Source organism: Methanocrinis sp., assembly GCF_049974945.1.
GTDB lineage: Archaea > Halobacteriota > Methanosarcinia > Methanotrichales > Methanotrichaceae > Methanocrinis.
This window is the reverse complement of record NZ_JBNGCU010000103.1, coordinates 1-1,517: the sequence shown is the minus strand read 5'-3', so window position 1 is coordinate 1,517 and position 1,517 is coordinate 1. Positions and strand designations below refer to the sequence as shown.

General features: G+C 58.5%; 3 protein-coding genes. All 3 read left to right on the top strand.

The window, feature by feature from the left end; all coding sequences use genetic code 11:
- The first annotated feature begins 201 nt into the window (after window positions 1–201).
- Window positions 202–657 (top strand): FKBP-type peptidyl-prolyl cis-trans isomerase, encoded by a 456-nt coding sequence (locus tag ACP5EL_RS08905; protein ID WP_428402157.1) that lies wholly within the window; start codon window positions 202–204, stop codon window positions 655–657.
- Between the two features lie 173 nt (window positions 658–830).
- Complete coding sequence (locus ACP5EL_RS08900) at window positions 831–1,268, top strand: FKBP-type peptidyl-prolyl cis-trans isomerase (protein ID WP_428402156.1); 438 nt, start codon at window positions 831–833, stop codon at window positions 1,266–1,268.
- A 79-nt stretch (window positions 1,269–1,347) separates the two neighbouring features.
- Window positions 1,348–1,517: YwbE family protein (locus ACP5EL_RS08895; protein WP_428402162.1), on the top strand; the 170-nt coding region annotated here is incomplete at its 3' end.

Here is a 1,517-nt window from a genome sequence, read left to right as displayed (position 1 = left end):
TCTCTCATCTCCTCCCGCTCTTGCATCATTCCAACCCCATCATCTCCTTTTATGAAGGGCGGTTCAGAAGATCTGCCCCGTAAGGGGGAGATGAAGGGGTTTTCCACCCTTCTGATAAGAGATCTCGCCTCGATCTTCAGGATAAACCGTCAATTACATATCTTGCGGATTTCAAAGCCCCAAACATCAGGAGATTTCAAGATGGAAAGAGCAAAAGCCGACGATATTGTAAAAGTTCATTATACGGGAAAGTTAGAGGACGGTACGGTCTTCGACAGCTCAGCGGATAGAGAGCCGCTGGAGTTCACCCTGGGAAAGAGGATGGTGATCCCCGGATTCGAGGAGGCGGCGATGGGGATGATCCCCGGCGAGACGAAGACGGTCAAGGTCCCCGCCGAAGAGGCCTACGGCCCCCGTCGCGAGGATATGGTTATGGAGGTCGCCCGGTCCAACATGCCGCCGGAGATCGAGCCGGAGGTGGGACAGGTCCTCCAGATCGGTCAGTCCCAGGACCAGATGCTCCAGGTTGTGGTGACCGAGGTGACTGAGGAGTCGGTGGTCCTCGACGCAAACCACCCCCTGGCGGGGATGGACCTGGTCTTCGATATTGAGCTGGTGGAGATCGTCGAGCCCGGGTCCGAGTCGGCGTCGGCGTAGGGCGAGATCTCGGGCTCCGCCCTCCACTCCCTCTCGCACCAGACCTCACCCCACCCCAAAGCTCTAAGTCTAAATTCGAAGTTCGAAATTCGAAATACTCTTCGCGATGGTGGTCTTTTTAGATCAAGAAGGACTTGGGTACTGATAAGATAGGAGATACGGAGCGACTGTACATGAAAAAGGTAAAAGAGGGCGATTCGGTCAGCCTCCACTACAAGGGGAGCTATGAGGACGGGACGGTCTTCGACTCCTCCGAGACCCACGGGGCGCTGAAGTTCACCGTAGGGAAGGGTACGGTCATCCCCGGCTTCGAGGAGGCGGTTTTGGGGATGAAGCCGGGGGAGACGAAGACGATCACCATCCCCCCGGAGAAGGGGTACGGCCCCCGAAATGAAGAGCTTCTGATCGAGATCGACAAGAAAGAGCTCCCCCCGGACCTGGACCCGGTCGTCGGCCAGAGGGTCGAGTTCTCCAAGGACAAACAGAGGCTCCAGCTCACGGTGGCTGAAGTGGGCGACGACGCCGTCGTATTCGACGCGAACCACCCCCTGGCCGGAAAGACCCTGGTCTTCGAGCTCCTCCTCCTGGAGATCGAGGAAGAGGGCGAGTGAGAGGAGACGAAGGGCGGGCGCTGGGGGAGGTGGCGCGGGCGGAGCTTTCGACCTCGGCCCGGAATGAAGTCGGAGGAGCATGGACGGCAAGAATAGAAAGGACATAAAGCCGGGTCTGAAGGTGGAGATCGTCCTCAAGCGCGATCAGAGGACGGGAAAGAGGACGGAAGGGGTGGTGAAGGAGATCCTCACCAACTCCTCCTTCCATCCCCACGGGATCAAGGTCCGGCTCACCGACGGCCAGGTGGG

Bases quoted from the DNA above. Each gene is read 5' to 3' on its own strand.
- ACP5EL_RS08900 (WP_428402156.1), top strand. From the start codon at position 831: ATGAAAAAGGTAAAAGAGGGCGATTCGGTCAGCCTCCACTACAAGGGG.
- ACP5EL_RS08905 (WP_428402157.1), top strand. From the start codon at position 202: ATGGAAAGAGCAAAAGCCGACGATATTGTAAAAGTTCATTATACGGGA.